This window comes from Variovorax atrisoli (assembly GCF_014195185.1).
Lineage (GTDB): Bacteria > Pseudomonadota > Gammaproteobacteria > Burkholderiales > Burkholderiaceae_C > Variovorax > Variovorax atrisoli.
The window spans coordinates 517,404-530,566 of the sequence record NZ_JACIBG010000002.1; the positions used below are offsets into that span (position 1 = coordinate 517,404).

Here is a 13,163-nt window from a genome sequence, read left to right on the forward strand (position 1 = left end):
TGTCCGGCTATCAGGGAAGGAGTGCCTCGCGCGCGCACTGCGAGGCGGTCTGCAGCGCGATGCGGTCCTTGAGGTCGTGGAAGTCGGGCGGCTCGGCCGCATGGGTGCGCAGTTCGATGCGGTGGCCGGCCTTGGCCACGGCATCGGCGAAGCGCTGCTGAAGCACGAAGGGCGTGTTGCGGTCTTCGCGGCTGCCGATCAGCACGATGCGCCGCGCCGGGTCGCGCGCGATGCCGCCCACGTGGTCGAGCGGATCGTAGAACTCCGCGCTGCCGGTGGTGTCGGTGCGGCCGTCCCTCGAGCGGCCCAGCATGCGCGCACGCTCCAGCAGGCCGTAGGCACCCGAGGTGAGCACCGCGCAGGCGATGCGCGTGCGCCCCATCGTGAGCAGCGCGGCTCCCGCGGTGGCGCCGCCGCTGTGGCCGACGATGACGATGCGCTGCAGCCGGTGGCGCTGCATGAGCGCGTCGAGCGCGGCATCGAGCGCGTGGAACTCCACGAGCTGGCGGCGCTTGCGGTGGTCGCCCGAGGAGCCGTAGGTGCCCGGCCGTGCCATGAAGATCCACGGCACCCCCGCCCGGTCGCGGCTGCGCTGCGCGTCGAGCGTGCGCAGTTCCTCGGTGTTGCCGGGAATGCGCGTGGGGGCCTGGTCCATCACGCCGTCGCGGTCGCCCGAGAACTGCACGATGGCGATGCGCGCGCCGTCGATGTCGTCGCTCGCGAAGTAGCGGATGCACGACGGCCCCTCCGCGGCCTGCACCCACAGGAAGCCCACGCGGTCGGGGCAGTGCGCGCGGTCGGCGGGCTGGTTCCAGTACAGCACCTCGTCGGCGCCGGCGGCGAAGACGCGGGGCACGTCGGGCCCGGTGCGCTGTGCGCAGGCGGTCTGCGCCAGCGCCACGAGAAGCAGCACGAAGCGCAGTCTTCGAAGCGTGTGCAGCAGCGTCATAGCCTTTGCAGGAGCTCCGGGATGCTGCCGAAGTCGGAGCCCACGCGGTCGCCCTTCACCAGCACGAGATCGCCATTTCGCAGCACGCCGCCGAGGTAGAGCGCGAGCTGCGCGGCATCGTCGAAGTGCGGTCCGAGCAGTTCGGCAGGCACTTCCTCGCGCAGCCAGCGCATCTCCTCGCCGTGCGTCACGAGGTGCTGGATGCCCGAGGCCAGCAGCGGTGGGCCCAGGCTGCGGTGCATGGCCTCGGCATCGTTGCCGAGGTTGACGATGCGCCCGAGCACGCCGATCTTGCGCAGCACCGGGCCACTGTCGGCACGCTGCCAGGTGCGCACGAACTCCATCGCGTTGCGCATCGACATGACCTCGGCGTTCCAGCTGTCGTCGATCAGCGTGGCCTGCACACCGGCCTGCGTGCGCAGCGCGCGCACCTGCATCACCGAGGCCGGCAGGCGCACCCGCGGCATGCGCGCGCAGGCGGCCTCGCCGTCGAAGCCCATGGCCAGCAGCGCCGCGAAGGCGAGCAGCGAGTTGCGCACCAGCCCCGCGCTCTCGACCGGGAACAGGTACTCGAAGGTGCGCCCCGGCACGGCGACGCGCACGCGGCAGCCGCCGCCGGGCTCGGGCCGCGCCTCGAGCATGCGAACGTCGGCGTCGGGTCCGCTGCCCACCACCCAGATCGCGCCCGCCGTGAGCGCTGCGGCGTCCACCACCTGGCGCAGGCAGGGAATGTGATCGGGCACGATCGCCACGCCTCCGGGCTCCAGCCCGAGGAAGATGCGCGACTTGTACATGGCCGTGAGTTCGACGGTCGACGCCTGCCGGGTCTGCGACAGGCCGATCTCGGTGACGATGGCCACGTGCGGGCGGGCCATCAGCGAGATCGGGCCGCGGTCCATCCACAGGCCGCTCTGCGCCATCTCGAGGATGCACACGTCCACGTCGGGCCCGAGGTTCGCGAGCATGGCAGGCACGCCGACGCGCGAGTTGTAGTTGTCGATGGTGGTGTGCACCCGCGCGCGCTCGGGCAGCAGGTCGCGCAGCATCGAGATGGTGGACGACTTGCCGACCGTGCCGGTCACGCCCACGACCATGCCCTTGTAGCGCGCCCGCGCCGCGGCGCCCATGGCGATCATCGCGGCGATGGGGTCGTTCGCCTGCAGCAGCGGAAAGGCCGGGTCGAGCCCTTCCACCGGGTGCGCGACCACGGCGCCGGCCAGCGCGGACTGCAGCCGCGGCAGTTCGAGGTGGCGGTCCCAGTTGTCGGGGCGCGGCTTGCTGTAGTTCTCGTGCACGGCCAGCGTGCGGTAGTCGGAAGCGATGAAGAGCGAGGGCCTGGGCAGGAGCGACATGTGCAGGGGCCCGCGCACCACCGAGTTGGCGAACCAGCCCGGCGGCGGCTCGACCAGCCAGCGACCGCCGGTGACGCGCTGCAGCTCTTCGGCGGTCCACACGGGCGCGGCCTCGGGGCCCGCGCCGGGGCGATCGGCCGAGAGCACAGGCGCCGGGCGCCGAGGCAGCGGCACGGGCGCATCGGGCACGCGCAGCCCGCACCACAGCGCGAGACGCCGCGCGGGCGGCAGCCCCGGCCAGTCGCCGCGCACGCTCACCTCGATCTGCAGCACGTCGCTTTCGAGCAACCCCGCGCGCGGCGGGCGCAGCCCGTAGCGGTCACGGTAGATGCGCCCGGGCTCCCAGCGGCTGGTGGGCCACATCCAGTCGCAGGGGTCGTGGTCCATGCCCTCGCCCCATGGCGGCATGCGGGTGCTGCGCATCGGCAGCGCGCGGAAGTGCAGGCGCAGGTCGGCGGAAACGGGCGTGTCGGCGCTCCAGAACGATTCGACCCACAACATGCGACGACCCACGATCTGCCGCGGCATGCAGCGCAGCCCCACCAGGCGCAGGGGGCCGAACTGCAGCGGCGCGATGCGCGCCTGCGCGGGCACCTCGTCTACCAGCCACTCGGGCCGCGGCGCCGGCAGGGCCGCCATCAGGGGTGCGGTGGCGCGCGCTGGCTCGAAGTGCCGGGCGGCGGCACCGACGGGGTCTGCATGGAACGAGGGCCGCGCGGGCGGCGACAGGCGCACCGAGCAACGGCCGTCCGGCAGCGGGCTCATCTGCGTGCCGAGCGCAAGGCACTGCGCGGCGAAGCGCTCGCTCAGGGCGCGTGCCTCGTCGCCTTCGAGCTGCCGCGAGAAACCGAAGCCCACGCCGACGGGCGTGAACGTCACTTCCTCCACGCCGCGCGTGCTCAGCTTCAGCGTGAACACGCCGGAGTCGGCGAAGTCGTTGCGCACCGAGTCGAAGAGCAGGTCGCCGGCGTCGTGCAGGATGGGCCGGCCCTTGTGGATCTCGATGCCCTGCAGCACGTGCGCCGAGGTGCCGAGGATGGCATCCGCCCCCGCATCGACGATGGCATGGCCGACGGCGATCTCGGCCGGCGAGGGTTCGGTCTCGAGGTTGGCGCCCCAGTGCACCGCCACCAGCACCACGTCGGCCTCGCGGCGCGCGGCCTCGATGCGCGGCGCGAGCGTGGCGGTCCATGCGGCGGGGTCTTCGAGCGACAGCCATGCGGCACCCGCGCGCTCCGCGGTCGCGGCGAAACTCGGCTGCGTGGCATCCAGCGAGAACAGCGCCACGCGCACGCCGCCCGCGCGACGGAAGGCCGGGCGCAGCGCGGCCTCGGGCGTGCGGCCTGTGCCTGCGTGCGCGATGCCCGCGACCGCCAGCAGGGCCTGCTGTTCCATCAACGCCTCGGGACCGTAGTCGCCGCTGTGGTTGTTGGCGGTGGTCACCATGCCGATGCCGGCATCGGTCAGCACCGCGAGCATTTCGGGGCGCGCGCGGTAGTAGTAGGGGCCGGTCTCGCCCTTGTCCACGCCCTGCTCGCCGACGGTGGCGACCACGCATTCGAGGTTCACGATGCCCAGGTCGGCCTCGCGCAGCACGGCGATGTCGCCGAGCATCCTGTGCGCACCGCCGAGGTCCTTCAGCCGGTAGTGCTGGCGGCGCGCAAGGTTCACGTCGCCGCCCCATGCGACGGTGCCCGTGGCGCCGCCCACGGCATCGGCATCGGCATCGGCATCTGCTGCTGCTGCTGCGGCGGCCTCGCCCGCCTTCAGCATGCGGTGGTACGCCACGTAGCCCGAGAGGTAGTGCTCCACGTCGTCGATGCGCACGCGGAAGCTGTGGTGCTTGATGAAGAACGAGCCCGCGATGCGCGCAGGGTTGCGGAAGAACATCGCCAGCTCGGGCCAGAAGTGGCCGTTGGCGAGGTAGCGCGCGCGGTATTCGAGCGCGCGGTCGAAGCGGTCGCGATCGAGCCCGGCCAGCAGCGGGCGAAGCTCGGGGTCGGCCTCCAGCCGCAGCACCATGTCGCGCGCGGCCATCATCAGCTCGAGCAGCGTGGGGAATGTGGTGATGCGCTCCAGCACGAAGTCGAGATACCCCGCCACGTTCTGCAGGCCGAAGCGGTAATAGCGCAGCTCGGGCCGGTAGCGCGTGAGCTCGTTGACGCAGTAGCTCAGCCAGTGGTCGTGCGCGCGCCAGTGCTCGGCGGCGATGAAGTGCTCGAAGGCCTTCTCCACCACCGCGAGCCAGCGCGCATCGCGCGTGAGGCCGTACAGGCGCATCAGCCCGAAGGCGGCCTCGCCGTCGTAGTAGATGACGCGGAACCTGTCCTTCACGTCGAGCGCGGGCGCATTGAGCACGTGCACGAAGCTGCCGGTCTGCGCATCCTGCATGTGGCGGATGCCCAGCGCGAGCTGCTCCAGCAGCGGCAGGTACTGCTCGTCGCCGGTGAGCTCGGTGTACTTGACCAGCGCGAGCAGGCACACGGCATTGCCGCCGAGCTTGATCTCGCTGCCGATGTCCAGCAGGTAGGCCGCGCGCGTGCCGTCGGGCAGGTTGGCCGGGCGGATCAGCGTGCCGGTGAGAAAGGCCAGCGAGCGGTCGATGGCAGCCTTGAGCGTGTCGTTGCGCGTGAGCTCCCACGCCTCGAGCATCGCGTAGGTCGAGCTCGCGTGGCGCAGAGTGTTGTAGGTCGGGATGGTGCGGTCGAAGCAGGGGAACCAGCCGTAGTGGAACTCGCCCGTGGGCTTGACCTGCGCGGCGAGGTAGTTGCCCGCGTCGTCGATCAGCGCATGCACCTGCTGCGCGTTCCAGTCGTTCAGTTCGCGAAAGCCCGCGGCCTGCCCTTCGGCGGTGATGGGCCACGCGCCCTTCGCATCGACGTACACGGCCCGCGTGGTGAAGCACCACACTGGCGCCGCGTCGTCCGAAGGAAAGTCGAGCTCGCGGCCGAAGCGCCGCCTGGTGTGCAGCCGCAGGTTGCCGGTGTTGGGCTCGGCATGGTCCACGTCGCCGTTGTAGAGCACGGCGCTGCCGTGCATCTCCTGCGCGAGCAGGGCGAACTCGAAGCGCGCGTCGAAGGCGATGCCCTCGTTGAAGTAGTTGCGCTTGGTCCGCGCGAGCCTGGCCTTCAGCTCGCCCCAGTTCATCGGCTCGACCTTGTCGACGATCTCCGCGCGCAGGCGCTGCGGAGGCTGCGCGCCTCGCCTGGCCTGCGTGGCGACGGCTTCGGCGGCGGCCCGCCATGCCGCACCGACGTCGGCGCCGCGGCCCGAGGCCACGCGGGCCCGGCTGCCGTCCTCGCCGATGGCGAAGAAGACCACGCAACCCGCTTCCGCTGTGGCCGCAGCCGCGGCGGGCATCGCGCCCGCCGGATCCGCCAGGGCCTGCCTGGCGCGGTTCAACAGATCTGCAAGAGGATTCTTCGCGTCGTGATTCATGCAGCCGCGAATCATGACAGGCCCCGGCACGGGCCGCCATCCCGTCAATCCATGGGATCTGCGCCGAGCCTGACCGTGGGCTGACCGCGCCACGGCCGGCATGTTGCCGCCCGGCGCTTCAGCGGTTCAGCGCGCCGGTTCTTCGCGCAGCACTGCCTGCGCATGCCGGGTGCGGCGCGAGGCGCAGCGTCAGGCCCAGGCCTCCATCACGGACTCCTTCACCGCCTCGACCGCGACGGCCTGGCGGGCACCGCCAGGCGCCACCCAGCACAGCCACGTGTGCGAGCGCCAGCCCTTCCAGATCGCGAGCTCGCCGTTGCGCTCGCCCTGCTCCGCCTGGTCGAGCCGGATCAGCCCCGCGCCCATGCCGCTGGCGACCATGCTTCGGATGGCGCTCTCGCCGTCGGCCGTGCGGCCCTGGCGGTATTCGCGGCCCGCGCCCGCGAAGAGCTTCTCGAGATGCACGCGCAGGATGCACGAGGGCGGCGTGCCGACCCACGGCAGGTTCGTGAGCTCGTCGAGCGACAGGTCGGGATGCGCTTCGGCCACCGGCGGCGGCAGCGCCACGACGAGGTCGACCGCGCCCAGGCGGTGCAGCTCCATTCCCTCGATGTGCTCGACGTCGCTGAGCACGTAGGCGCAGTCGAGATCGCCGCGCTGCACGGCCGACAGCGTCTCGTACGACAGCCCCTGCTTCAGTTGCAGCGTCACCTGCGGATGGCGCTGGGCCAGTTTCACCAGCACCTCCCCGAGCCGCAGCGCGACCGGATCGACCACCGTGCCGAAGCGCACCACGCCCTGCGCCGCGCCGCGCAGCTGGTCGGCGGCCGAACGCATGCGCATCGCGGAGGCCAGCGTGCGCTCGGCCTCGTCGAGCAGGCGCACGCCGGCCTCGGTGAGCGACATGCCGCGCGGCGTGCGCTCGAACAGCTTCACGCCGAGTTCGTCCTCCAGTGCCTTGAGCTGGGCGCTCACCGCGGGCGCGCTGGTGAACACGCGCTCGGCGGCGCGGGTCAGGCTGCCCTCGCGGGCGATGGCGACGAAGGTCTTCAGTTGGTAGAGCTCCATGGCTGCCGATTGTGAGCGCCGGCGCCGAGGGAGTCCGTTCGCTTTTTTGGAGCCCCCTGTCCAAAGATGCGAATGGCAATGGCGGCCCGCAGCCCCGATTCTTGCGGCACCGATCCATCGCAAAGAAAAGGCTGGCTCCCCAAGTCCACTCGCCAACGCATCGCCGGCACCGCCGCGCTGCTGCTCGCCACCTCCGGGTGGGGCTCCCTGTTCCTCGTGAGCAAGGGCGTGCTCCACCACGTCGAACCGGTGTGGTTCACGCTGATCCGCTACACGCTGTCGGCGCTGCTGTTCGTGCTGCTGATCCTGCCGCGCGGGGCGGCGCCCTGGCGCAAGCTGCGGCGGCATGCCGGGCCGCTGGCCCTGCGCGGCGCCGCCGGCTTCGGCGTGTTCAGCGTGATGCTGCTGGTGGGGCTGGCGCATTCGGTGCCCTCGCACGGCGCGGTCATCATCGCCACCACGCCCATGACCACGCAGCTCGTGCGCTGGCTGCTCGACGGCGTGCGCCCCACGCGTACCACCCTGCTGACCAGCGCGCTCGCCCTGCTGGGCGTGGCGACCGTCTCGGGGCTGCTGGCCGGCGGCGCGGGCTCCCCCGGCGGGGCGAGCACGCTGATGGGCGACGCGATCGCCTTCGTCGGCACGCTGGGCTGGGTCTGGTACACGCGCGGCGCCACGCGCTTTCCGGATCTCGATGTGATCGAGTACACCGCGCTCACGGTGCTGGCCTCGTGGCCCGTGCTGCTGGCGGCGGCCGTCGGCGCTTCGGCGCTGGGCTGGTCCGCGGTGCCGAGCATGCAAGGGCTGCGCCTGTCGTGGCATGCGCTGCTCTTCGTCGGCGTGGTGCCTTCGGCCATCTCGGTGCTGGCTTTCAACTACGGCGTGCGCGCGCTCGGTGCGGTCACGGGCACGGCCTTCCTCAATTTCGTGCCGGTGTCGGCGCTGCTGATGAGCGCGGCGCTGGGCCACCTGCCCACGGCGGGCGAGGCCGCCGGCATGGCGATGGTGATCGCGGCGCTGCTGATCCATACCGCATCGAGCCGCAAGGCTTCCGCGGCCGCGGCTGCGCCGATCGCGCGGCCACAGCAGAATTACCGGACCTGCGGAGCCACACCCTCATGAGCATCAGCGACAGCACCCCCCGAAGCCATCTTTTCGAGCCCCTGCAGCTCGGCCCCTTGAAGATCGACAACCGCATCGTCATCGCGCCGATGTGCCAGTACTCCGCCACCGAAGGCACGCCGGGCGACTGGCACCTGATCCACCTGGGCCACCTCGCGCTCTCGGGCGCCGGGCTGCTCATCGTCGAGGCGACGGCGGTGGAGGCCGACGGCCGCATCTCGCCCGGCGACCTCGGCCTGTATTCCGACGCCAACGAGGAAGGCCTCGCGAAGGTGCTGCAGGCGATGCGCGCGCACTCGCCGATCAAGGTCGCCATCCAGCTCGGCCACGCGGGGCGCAAGGCGTCGAGCCGCGCGCCGTGGGAAGGCGGCAGGCAGCTCCGCCCCGGCGAGCCCGGCGGCTGGAAGGCCTGGGCACCCTCGGCCGTGCCGCATGCGCCGGGCGAAGACGCGCCGATCGCGCTCGATGCCGCCGGGCTGGCCCGGGTGCGCGACGCCTTCGTGGCCGCGGCCCGCCGCGCCGCGCGGCTGGGCATCGACGGCATCGAGCTGCATGCGGCGCACGGCTACCTGCTGCACCAGTTCCTCTCGCCCATCGCCAACCATCGCGAAGACGAATACGGCGGCAGCCTGGAGAACCGCCTGCGCTTCCCGCTCGAGGTGTTCGATGCGGTGCGCAAGGAGTTCCCCGCCGATCGGCCGGTGTGGGTGCGCGTGTCGGCCAGCGACTGGGTGCCCGGCGGCTGGGACCTCGACAGCACCGTCGCCTTCTCGCGCGCGCTGCAGGAGCGCGGCTGCGCGGCCATCCACGTGTCCAGCGGCGGCGTGTCGCCACAACAAGCGATCACGCTCGGCGCGGGCTACCAGGTGCCGTTCGCGGAACGCATCAAGGCCGAGATCGGCCTGCCGACCATCGCGGTGGGGCTGATCACCGAACCCGCGCACGCCGAAGCAATCATCGCCAACGGGCAGGCCGATGCGGTGTCGCTGGCGCGCGCGATCCTGTACGACCCGCGCTGGCCCTGGCATGCGGCGGCGGCGCTGGGCGCCCAGGTGAAGGCGCCCCACCAGTACTGGCGCTCGCAGCCGCGCGAGTTCAAGGACCTGTTCGAGAACGCGGCCTTCGGCGCGCGTTAGACCAGGCCCGACCGGGCCAGACCGGGCCGCCGACGCTCGGCCCCCTCGACCCCTTAACATGCCGGCCAGCGCAACATGCAGGCCGGCATGAGCGCGTTCATCGATCCCCATCCGACGCGCATGAAGCAACCCTCCCCTCAGCCGACCGCCACGCCGCTGGAAGCACTGGGCATCGTGACCCTGTGCTTCGGCTGGTTCATCATCGGCTCGCTGTGGTCGGTGGGCGCCGGCTTCCGCGACGCCGCGTTCGACGACGCATCGCTCTTCGGCATCGTGGCCTTCGAGCTGTTCGTGGGGCCGATCGCACTGCTCATCCTGCGCAGCCGGGGCTACTCGGTGCGCGACCTGCTTCCCGTGCCGTCGCTGAAGGGCTGCGGCGTGGGAGCGCTGCTCTACCTCGTCGCCGTGCTGGCCAGCCTCATCGCGGTCTCTCTGCTGGCCGACGGCGCGGCGACGCAGCCGATCGAACGCATGATGCAGACGGCGCGCCCGTCGATGGCGATGGTCCTCGCGCTGTCGGTGGTCAACGGCCTGTACGAGGAAGTGTTCCTGCTGGGCTACCTGCAGAAGGGCCTGCGCCACCACGGCGCCTCCTTCGCGCTGGGAGTGAGCGTGCTGGTGCGGGTGCTCTACCACCTCTACCAGGGGCCGAACGGCGCGCTGTCGCTGGCGGTGGTCGGCATCGTGTTCGGCGTGTTCTACCTGCGCACCGGTTGGCTCTGGCCGGTGGTGTTCGCGCACATGCTTGCGGACACCCTGCCCTTTCTCTGAACCGGCCTGCCGCGCAGCCGCCGCTCAGGCCGGCCTGAGGGCACTCAGCCAGAACAGCTTCTGCCGCATCGCCAGCGGCTCGCCGCCTTCGATGCGATGGTGCAGCCGCTCCAGTGCGGGCCGGCACGCGTCGATGCCGAACTCGGGGCAGACGTACGGCACCTGCTGCAGGTACCACGCGAAGGCACCGATGTCGGCGAAGGCGATCAGCTCGGTGCCTTCCGCGCCGTCCTCCACGGCGAAGCCTGCGCGCTCCAGCTGCGCCACGGCGGTGTCGCGCTGCCAGCGCGGCTGCGCGGGCATCGGCAGGCCGAGCAACGCGTAGCAGTCGGCATTGAAGTCGGACGCGACCTGCTGCGTGACGAAGCGCCCGCCCGGCGCAAGGATGCGATGGACCTCGGACGGCACGAAGGACTCGTGCCGGTCGACGACAAGGTGGAACGACGCATCGGCAAAAGGCAGGTGCGGCAGGTGCGGCAGGCGCGGCAGGTGCGCCTGCTCCGCGCCATCCCGCTGCGATGCGTTGTCGTCCGCGCCTTCGACCTCGACCACCTCCACGCCCAGCGGCGCCAGCCGTTCGCGCGCGACGGCGACGTTGGGCGCCCATCCCTCGGTCGCCACGGTGCGCGGCGGACGCAAGGCCAGGCGGCCGAGCCATTCGCCGCCGCCCGTGCCCAGGTCGAGCATGTCGGGCGAGCGGCGCGCATGCGCTTCGACGATGCGCTCGAAATTCCATGGCGGCGGCGTCGTGGTGACGCGGCCGCCGAAGGAGAGGTCCCAGCCGACGAGGGGGCTGGCCTGCGCCTGCTGCAGCAGCTCGTCGAAGCGGCCCTGCGTCGCGCCGGCGTTCACTTCAGCTCGCGATAGAAGAAGGTGGTGTCGCAAGGCTCGCCCTGCGGCAGCAGCGCGAAGCCGGGAATGGACCCGACGCGCACCCAGCCCGAGCGCTCGTAGAGCCGTTCGGCGTCGGCGCTCGATGTGTCGAGCACCAACAGCGTCTTGCCGCGTTCGCGCGCCACCTGCTCGGCCGCCTTCATCAGCAGCCCGCCGACGCCGCGGCGGCGAGCGCGGCGATGCACGAGCATCTTGGCGACCTCGCCGCGGTGCGGCTGGTTCTCGGGTTGCGCCAGCACCACCTGCACGGTGCCGAGGATGCCTTCCTCGTCCTCGGCCACCAGCAGCGCGCGTTCGCCGCTGGCCACACCGGCGGCCACGTTGCGCCAGAAGGCCTGGGCGCGCTCTTCGCTCAGGGGGTGCATGAAGCTCACCGAGGCGCCGCCGTCGACGCAATCGGCCAGAACGGCGGCAAGGCCGCGCAGCTGCGCTTCGGAAACGTTGTCCAGCAGGCGGATGGCCGGGGCGGTCCCGGCGGAAACGGTCGTCATGTTCATCTCCAGGAAGAAGGGGCGGTCGCGATCACGACCACGTAGCGGGTGTTCCTGCGCGAGGGGTTGTGATAGCTCATGGGACGGTCGAGCACCATGGCAAAGCAATCGCCGGTTTCGAGCCGGTGGCTTTCCTCGCCCAGCGTGACTTCGATGACACCGTCGAGCACCCACACCTGCTGGTGGATGAGCGGCTCGCGCGCCGAGGTCTCGTAGGCCACGCGCGCACCGGGCGGAAACTCCACCTCGACGATCTGGATCGGCGATGCGAAGCCGCTGGGCGACACGTTCCTGCGCAGGTAGCCGGAATGCGGATCGCGCCACTGCAGCTGGTCGGCCAGCCGCGAGACCGGGTCGGCGGCCGGCGCAGGCGCCTCGAACAGCGAGGCCAGCGAGACGCCGAGGCCGGCAGCGAGCTTCTCCAGTACCACGGCGGTGGGGCTGCTCTCGCCGCGCTCGATGAGCGAGATCATCGAACGGCTCACGCCGCATTGCGTGGCGAGCGCGTCGAGCGACAGGCCCCGGGCTGCGCGCAGATCGCGCACGCGCTGGGCGATGCGATGGTTGAGGCCGGACGGGCTTTCCGTGCCGGCCGACTCCTTGATTTCCGTCATAGTGGATGAAATATCCACCATTCAGGAAATCGCGTCAAGCTCGCCGGCGGGCTGCTGCCGTCAGCGCGTCGGCCCGACCAGCGCAGCGCGCGCGGCCTCGGAGGGGAAGACGCAGGCCACGTCGTGCGCGCAGCCCGGCACCACCACGACCTCGCGGCGCCTGTCGGGCGCGAGCAGCTTGCGGTCGTACGCCGCATAGGCCAGTCCGCGCTGCATGCGGAACGGGCCCTGCGCGAGCGCGGCGCACGACTTGTCGAGCACGCGGTAGGCGGTGCCCCTGGCATCGCTGCTGTCGAGCGCGCCTTCGAGATAGCTGATGTCGGCCTGCGCGTATTGCCGGCGTGCCTGCGCGGCGGTGCGGCCCAGGTAGGCGGGCAGGTCGTCGGTGCCGTACTTCCAGCGGTTCATCTGCGGGCATGCCGCTGCGTCGGGCACGGCGAAGCCGGTGACCGAGGCGCCGTCGGCCGAGAACTGCGGACGCACCGGGTCGAAGTAGAGCCAGGTGCTCGGGTCGGCGACCACGTAGCGCATCGCCGGCCTGCCCGCTGCCGTGCCGTCGTGCCGCGTGAAGGCGATGTAGCGCTGCACGAACTGCCCGCCGGCCGAGAAGCCCGCGACGGTGATGGTGCGCACGCCGGGCCAGCGCCGCGCGAGTTCATCGACCAGCGCGTCCATCGCCGCGAAAGAGCCGACGTTGCTGCCCGATACGGAGCGCGCGCCTTCGAGCCACGAGCCGCAGGTCCACAGCAGGTCGCCGGGCTGCGCGACCGGGACGCCCACGGTGTTGCAGCGGCCGGCCACCGCCTTGTCGGCCGCGACCTGGAAGAGCGGCGCGACCACCAGCGTGTCGCCGAGCGCATCGGCGTTGCGCAGGGTGCGCAGCGCGGCCTCGAAGGTCTTGTCGGCATCGCGCGAGTGGCCGTGCATGGCGATGAGCGCTCTAGTCGGCCCGGCGCTACCGCCCGCTGCCGGCGCATCGGGAGCATCGGGATCGAGCGACGAGTAGTAGTGAAGCGCGCCTCCAGCCCCCGGCGGCGTGAAGCTGCGAAAGCACTCCGCGGCGGCCGATTCCTGGCATGTGGAGGCTTCGGCCGTCGCCGCATGCGCCTGCCATGGCGCGATGAACGAAGCGGCAAGGGCCACGGAGAGGAACCATCTGCGGCTGCTGGGCATGTTCGTGTCACTCCCGGAATCGACGGAACGCGGATTCTCTGCCCGCACCTTCGCATCAACCTGACCGGTGCGCTGGTTTACCGGAGATTTACTCTGCCGGAACGCCACTCTTCGAACACAAATTCGGCTGCGGGACGCGGATCATCCAACAAATC

At 71.4% G+C, this 13,163-nt stretch carries 10 protein-coding genes; 3 read left to right on the forward strand and 7 right to left on the reverse strand.

The window, feature by feature from the left end; all coding sequences use genetic code 11:
* Positions 1 to 10 precede the first annotated feature (10 nt).
* From FHY06_RS09330 to FHY06_RS09340, 3 genes are all read right to left on the reverse strand, one after another.
* Entirely contained in the window at positions 11 to 949 is a 939-nt protein-coding gene (locus FHY06_RS09330) for an alpha/beta hydrolase family protein (RefSeq protein ID WP_184604604.1), read from the reverse strand.
* Entirely contained in the window at positions 946 to 5,739 is a 4,794-nt protein-coding gene (locus FHY06_RS09335; RefSeq protein WP_260310180.1) for a CapA family protein, read from the reverse strand. Before FHY06_RS09335 ends, FHY06_RS09330 begins: the two co-directional genes overlap by 4 nt.
* A 189-nt stretch (positions 5,740 to 5,928) precedes the next feature.
* Positions 5,929 to 6,807, reverse strand: coding sequence for a LysR family transcriptional regulator (locus tag FHY06_RS09340; protein WP_184604608.1), 879 nt, complete (start codon positions 6,805 to 6,807; stop codon positions 5,929 to 5,931).
* Between the two features lie 78 nt (positions 6,808 to 6,885).
* Here FHY06_RS09340 and FHY06_RS09345 point away from each other — a divergent pair, with 78 nt between their 5' ends.
* From FHY06_RS09345 to FHY06_RS09355, 3 genes are all read left to right on the forward strand, one after another.
* A complete protein-coding gene (locus tag FHY06_RS09345) occupies positions 6,886 to 7,929 on the forward strand; it encodes a DMT family transporter (protein ID WP_260310181.1) in 1,044 nt (347 codons plus the stop codon).
* On the forward strand, positions 7,926 to 9,065 hold the full coding sequence (locus tag FHY06_RS09350) for an NADH:flavin oxidoreductase/NADH oxidase (protein WP_184604611.1): 1,140 nt from the start codon (positions 7,926 to 7,928) through the stop codon (positions 9,063 to 9,065). Before FHY06_RS09345 ends, FHY06_RS09350 begins: the two co-directional genes overlap by 4 nt.
* Before the next feature lie 87 nt (positions 9,066 to 9,152).
* Positions 9,153 to 9,836 (forward strand): CPBP family intramembrane glutamic endopeptidase, encoded by a 684-nt coding sequence (locus FHY06_RS09355; RefSeq protein ID WP_184604614.1) that lies wholly within the window; start codon positions 9,153 to 9,155, stop codon positions 9,834 to 9,836.
* A gap of 24 nt (positions 9,837 to 9,860) precedes the next feature.
* On the opposite strand, the gene FHY06_RS09360 is transcribed toward FHY06_RS09355, so the two are convergent.
* Genes FHY06_RS09360 through FHY06_RS09375 form a run of 4 tightly spaced genes read right to left on the reverse strand, consistent with a single transcriptional unit; the run spans position 9,861 to position 13,008 of the window.
* Entirely contained in the window at positions 9,861 to 10,688 is an 828-nt protein-coding gene (locus FHY06_RS09360; RefSeq protein WP_184604616.1) for a class I SAM-dependent methyltransferase, read from the reverse strand.
* Positions 10,685 to 11,227, reverse strand: coding sequence for a GNAT family N-acetyltransferase (locus FHY06_RS09365; protein WP_409327444.1), 543 nt, complete (start codon positions 11,225 to 11,227; stop codon positions 10,685 to 10,687). Before FHY06_RS09365 ends, FHY06_RS09360 begins: the two co-directional genes overlap by 4 nt.
* On the reverse strand, positions 11,224 to 11,835 hold the full coding sequence (locus FHY06_RS09370; RefSeq protein WP_019654560.1) for a helix-turn-helix domain-containing protein: 612 nt from the start codon (positions 11,833 to 11,835) through the stop codon (positions 11,224 to 11,226). Before FHY06_RS09370 ends, FHY06_RS09365 begins: the two co-directional genes overlap by 4 nt.
* Positions 11,836 to 11,895: 60 nt before the next feature.
* Positions 11,896 to 13,008 (reverse strand): hypothetical protein, encoded by a 1,113-nt coding sequence (locus FHY06_RS09375; protein ID WP_184604618.1) that lies wholly within the window; start codon positions 13,006 to 13,008, stop codon positions 11,896 to 11,898.
* Positions 13,009 to 13,163 lie beyond the last annotated feature (155 nt).

Bases quoted from the DNA above. Each gene is read 5' to 3' on its own strand.
- FHY06_RS09330 (WP_184604604.1), bottom strand. From the start codon at position 949: ATGACGCTGCTGCACACGCTTCGAAGACTGCGCTTCGTGCTGCTTCTC.
- FHY06_RS09335 (WP_260310180.1), bottom strand. From the start codon at position 5,739: ATGAATCACGACGCGAAGAATCCTCTTGCAGATCTGTTGAACCGCGCC.
- FHY06_RS09340 (WP_184604608.1), bottom strand. From the start codon at position 6,807: ATGGAGCTCTACCAACTGAAGACCTTCGTCGCCATCGCCCGCGAGGGC.
- FHY06_RS09345 (WP_260310181.1), top strand. From the start codon at position 6,886: ATGGCGGCCCGCAGCCCCGATTCTTGCGGCACCGATCCATCGCAAAGA.
- FHY06_RS09350 (WP_184604611.1), top strand. From the start codon at position 7,926: ATGAGCATCAGCGACAGCACCCCCCGAAGCCATCTTTTCGAGCCCCTG.
- FHY06_RS09355 (WP_184604614.1), top strand. From the start codon at position 9,153: ATGAGCGCGTTCATCGATCCCCATCCGACGCGCATGAAGCAACCCTCC.
- FHY06_RS09365 (WP_409327444.1), bottom strand. From the start codon at position 11,227: ATGAACATGACGACCGTTTCCGCCGGGACCGCCCCGGCCATCCGCCTG.
- FHY06_RS09370 (WP_019654560.1), bottom strand. From the start codon at position 11,835: ATGACGGAAATCAAGGAGTCGGCCGGCACGGAAAGCCCGTCCGGCCTC.
- FHY06_RS09375 (WP_184604618.1), bottom strand. From the start codon at position 13,008: ATGCCCAGCAGCCGCAGATGGTTCCTCTCCGTGGCCCTTGCCGCTTCG.